General features: G+C 32.6%; 5 protein-coding genes. 2 read left to right on the top strand and 3 right to left on the bottom strand.

Annotated elements, in window-relative coordinates; translation table 11 throughout:
• Positions 1-120: 120 nt before the first annotated feature.
• Entirely contained in the window at positions 121-1,305 is a 1,185-nt protein-coding gene (locus Q1A47_RS20190; RefSeq protein ID WP_121604321.1) for a Ger(x)C family spore germination protein, read from the bottom strand.
• A gap of 176 nt (positions 1,306-1,481) precedes the next feature.
• Here Q1A47_RS20190 and Q1A47_RS20185 point away from each other — a divergent pair, with 176 nt between their 5' ends.
• A complete protein-coding gene (locus Q1A47_RS20185) occupies positions 1,482-2,168 on the top strand; it encodes a DUF421 domain-containing protein (protein WP_026682887.1) in 687 nt (228 codons plus the stop codon).
• Between the two features lie 2 nt (positions 2,169-2,170).
• Here Q1A47_RS20185 and Q1A47_RS20180 read toward each other — a convergent pair whose 3' ends face one another.
• Together Q1A47_RS20180 and Q1A47_RS20175 are read right to left on the bottom strand one after the other, a co-directional pair.
• Positions 2,171-2,488 carry a YolD-like family protein gene (locus Q1A47_RS20180; protein ID WP_034679767.1) on the bottom strand — a complete coding sequence of 106 codons (318 nt, stop codon included), beginning with the start codon at positions 2,486-2,488 and terminating at the stop codon, positions 2,171-2,173.
• A complete protein-coding gene (locus tag Q1A47_RS20175; RefSeq protein WP_299632734.1) occupies positions 2,488-2,757 on the bottom strand; it encodes a hypothetical protein in 270 nt (89 codons plus the stop codon). Before Q1A47_RS20175 ends, Q1A47_RS20180 begins: the two co-directional genes overlap by 1 nt.
• 615 nt (positions 2,758-3,372) lie before the next feature.
• Here Q1A47_RS20175 and Q1A47_RS20965 point away from each other — a divergent pair.
• The gene (locus tag Q1A47_RS20965) at positions 3,373-3,756 is read left to right on the top strand and encodes a thiol-disulfide oxidoreductase DCC family protein (RefSeq protein WP_026682884.1); all 384 of its coding nucleotides are present in this window, start codon (positions 3,373-3,375) and stop codon (positions 3,754-3,756) included.
• Positions 3,757-4,138 lie beyond the last annotated feature (382 nt).

Here is a 4,138-nt window from a genome sequence, read left to right as displayed (position 1 = left end):
TATACATCTAACATTTCAAAATAACTACTTGGCTTAACGCAGTCATTGCACTGATTTTATACTTTCTTAACTTACAAAAAAACATGCTTCCCCAAACAGCTATTGGGATGCATGTTTTTTTTATTTATTGATCGTTTCTACTTTGTCTGAGGAGCCTACCATTTTAATTTTCACATTTACATTCACACGAATATTACTTTGGGAGTAATAATTTTCTCCTTTCTCCCAATCGTCTTTGACCGTATTCCAGAAATCATAATGTCGCCGATACAGCTTGTCACCAATCCCCAGCACATCCACTTTTAAGTCTTTTTGCACCTTGTTGATAGTTCCTTCAACCAGTGCCCGCACCTTTCGCTCTGTTGCCGCTTTCACCTTATTTATATAGCTTTTACTAAATACACTAGTAAGTCCATATCTCTCACCAATATTCCCTTTAACATCAATATTTATATCGACCTGTAAGTTTTCCTTTTTCTTATTTTTAAAGTATATATCTTGTTTAACATCTGTTAGTTCTATTACAACCATATGTCCATTTACCTTGATTTTTATCGGTCCATTTTGTTTCGTATCAGTCAAAAAGCTTAGCCCCATGGTTTCATCATCAGATAAGGAGTATATCATGTGATTGGTATCACCTTGAAATACAGCAGCTCCTTTGTACTTAACGGAATGATCGTTAACAATCTGTAATTCTGGAATCGTGTAGCTGTTTTTACTTAGCAGTAACTCTTGAACTTGTCCTATATGAACTGGCTGTAGTGAGCTTGCATTTTTATAGTTGTTCTCCATCAAAGACTCAATATATAATGCAGGTACTTTTTCATCTATGGGTAGGATATTTAACGCCTCTTTTGCTTTTCCTTCTACTATGACAAGTCTTATCCCTCTACGCATTTCATGATCGCGAATATGAACATCTAGTATATTTCCAAATAGATGTGGTTCTCTAACGATGTCTTCTGAAACAACTAATACCTTCATATGTTGGAAAAAAGGAGTCTTGCTTGATAATGTCGACATTTCTCGGGTAATCTCAAAAATACTTTCGCCCGTTGCAGTTATATTTTTATATGCTTTTTGCTCACCACTACCTCCCTGTAAAGGAGACCCTAATCCAGAGGGGACAACCATTTGGTTGGTAAGCATTAGTTCAAACGTACCATCTTCTTTTTTTTCAACTAGATCAATCGCTGAACCAACGGTAAAGCCTCGATTCTCAATCTCCACGCGGTCCCAGCATCCCGTTAAAAACAAGCACATACTCAAGCTAATAAAAATATAGAGATAATATTTCTTCATTTGCTTCCCTTCCAATTGTCAATCGCCAAATAGTGATGTATCGAACTGTCGATGATGGTACCTATAATTTTCTCTTATTTGTTTATACTGCAACCTTTTAATTATCCTAATTCATACATTTTAATTCCAATGTTTGGAACAATACTAAAAACACCTTTTGTTTATGGAGGCTTATTATGTCCACTATCGAATTAGTACTAAGATTAGCTGTTTCCTTTACTATCTTACTTGCATTAACAAGAATTATGGGAAGAAAAGAAATTTCTAAGCTTACCTTCTTTAACTTTGTCTCTGCTATTTCAATCGGTACATTAGCTGCTTCATTTGCAGTTGACCCTACACTCAGTCTATTCCATGGAATATTATCATTACTATGCTGGAGTGCTTTTACCATATTTCTTGGTTTTTTAGATATAAAATCACAACGCGTTCGTTACGTTATTGAAGGGGAACCAATTATTCTTATTCGAAAAGGAGAAATTGTGGAGGATGAGCTTCGGAAAAGTAGATTAGATATTGACGATTTAAACCTTTTATTGAGGAAGAAAAACGTTTTCGCTGTCTCGGATGTCGAATATGCAATATTTGAAACAGATGGCAGTCTATCCGTCATGAAGAAAGAGGCGAAACAATCGTTAACCAAAAAAGATATGAACATTCCTCCAGCCACGAATAGCATTCCACCTACCTCAACGACTGTAATTGCTGACGGAAAGATTAATACAAATAACTTAATTGCCTTGAACCTAAATAAGCATTGGTTAGAAAAGCAACTTCAATTAAGGGGAGTACCTTCCATATCGGATGTCTTTTATGCTGAAATTCAACAAAATGGCGCACTATATATTGCTAGTAAAAAGTAAATTTAATCAATCCAGGCATCAATAATACTTTCTATAGGTAAATATTGGCCTGCCACTTTTATATACCTGTTCTGTCTATCAATACTGACTACTTTCCCTTTAGCTTTATAAAAATCGTGATTCAAAAAATACTTTAAATCGATGGTTAGCTCATTTTTCACTGCCATTTGCAGCTTCAAGTTAATTTCCTCTTGTTTTTGTTCATCTATAATAGGTTTTTGTTTGCGCTCTTGTTCTTGCCATGTTTGCTTCAATAACTCTATATGCTCCGGCATCATCATTGCGGTCCATTTAATACTTCCTCGATCATTTACACTCATTACGCACCCACTCGCTTTCTAACTAATCCTGCTGAAAGAATATTCTTTAGCGTAAATGTTCTCACCTTTTTCCGATAGAAGCAATAAGCCAAAATACTCTTTTCGCGTATTTCTAGAACACGGATATAACGCTCAGTTACATTATTATTGCTATCCAAATAAATAATAATTATTTTTTGCTTACTTTTGACAGAACGATTCAGCAATCCTTTCATAATAAGGTCACCACCAAGAACGTTTGTTCTTATTATATCATAAAAAACGAACATATATACGTATTATTTAGTGACAATTTATCCCAGAATGATGGAAAATAGAAAAAGATTGGTAATTAAAAAAACTAGAGAAGTAGGAGCATAAGACAAGGAGAAATATAAGGATTACGCTGGAAATTCTGGTTTTCTGAACAGTTCCTTAGCGTATGTTTTCGCTTTTCATTGGTACAATCCCTATTATCCGTTGAACCATTTACTATATAGAATTCATCAGAAACATAAATTTTAGATTAATAAGAACAACTCCGATGGAACAGCGTTGTATTATATTCTAAATATAGGTGCCTTTAGCATGAATTAGTTTGAAGGTTTGAAGCACTTAATAATATTGAATTCTCCATTATTACTGACATTAGGAGCTTATTTGGCTATATTCACACAGTTTTTTGTGTTCAATAAATATACTCGCTTATTTAAGCTTACTTGGCTCAATCCTGTTTCATCTAAGTATTATTGTTTTTATGGGTCTAGTTCATTTGGTGCTATTATGATTGTTTTAGACTTGCAATTTATGAGTGATAGAGAATATAGCCATCGCTTTAAGTATATTAAAGATAAAGTTACTAATTTGAAATATATAGGTATTCAAAGAGAGGAGAAGGAAATTTAATGGTGATTCTAGTTTATGATGGAGAATGCAACTTTTGTAGTAACTTTATTAAATTTCTTTTAAAAATAAACAAGAACAAATCGCTAAGGATTACAAGTTTTAATAGCAAATGGTACAATGATTTTAAAATGGAAAACCAAATTAGAGATAACGTGGATAGCATAATATTAATTAATTCTAATAAAATGTATATATACTCAGATGCAATTCTCCACGTAATAGCTCAAGCAAATAAATTATTTTTTCCGATACTTATATTAAAAATAGTACCAAAACCGATAAGAAACTTTTTCTATAAATTAGTTGCTAAATATAGGAAGAGAATAAGTAAACAAATTAAATGTACTTTACCAACTCAAAGTGAAAGAAAATATTTTCTTTAAAGAAAGGATGTCTACATGAGTCGTAAAATAATTATTTTAATTATTATACTGTCTTTGAATATCATTCGGTACTTTTTCGAATACCTCGATGACACTTCAAATATATATTATGGAATAATGTTACTTTTAAATATAATGGCTATTTGCTTTGTTATATTCTCTAAAAACAAAGATATAGCTTAAAATTCTATATAATCAGATTCCAATGGTAAATTATTTAGAATGATACAAGAATAACCCAAAATAGTTCCGAAGCGTATTTTTTGTGCCTTTCGTTGGTACGATCCCTATCAATTAGAAAAACGGAGCAAAATTCGCTCAGTCCTTATCACTAAATGCTCCGATTTACGCTTCCTCTAGTAGCTATTATGGAATAATAGCT

Source organism: uncultured Virgibacillus sp., from assembly GCF_947495635.1.
GTDB classification, from domain to species: domain Bacteria; phylum Bacillota; class Bacilli; order Bacillales; family Amphibacillaceae; genus Virgibacillus; species Virgibacillus salarius.
The sequence above is the reverse complement of the archived record's forward strand: the minus strand, read 5'-3'. Positions and strand labels throughout refer to the sequence as shown.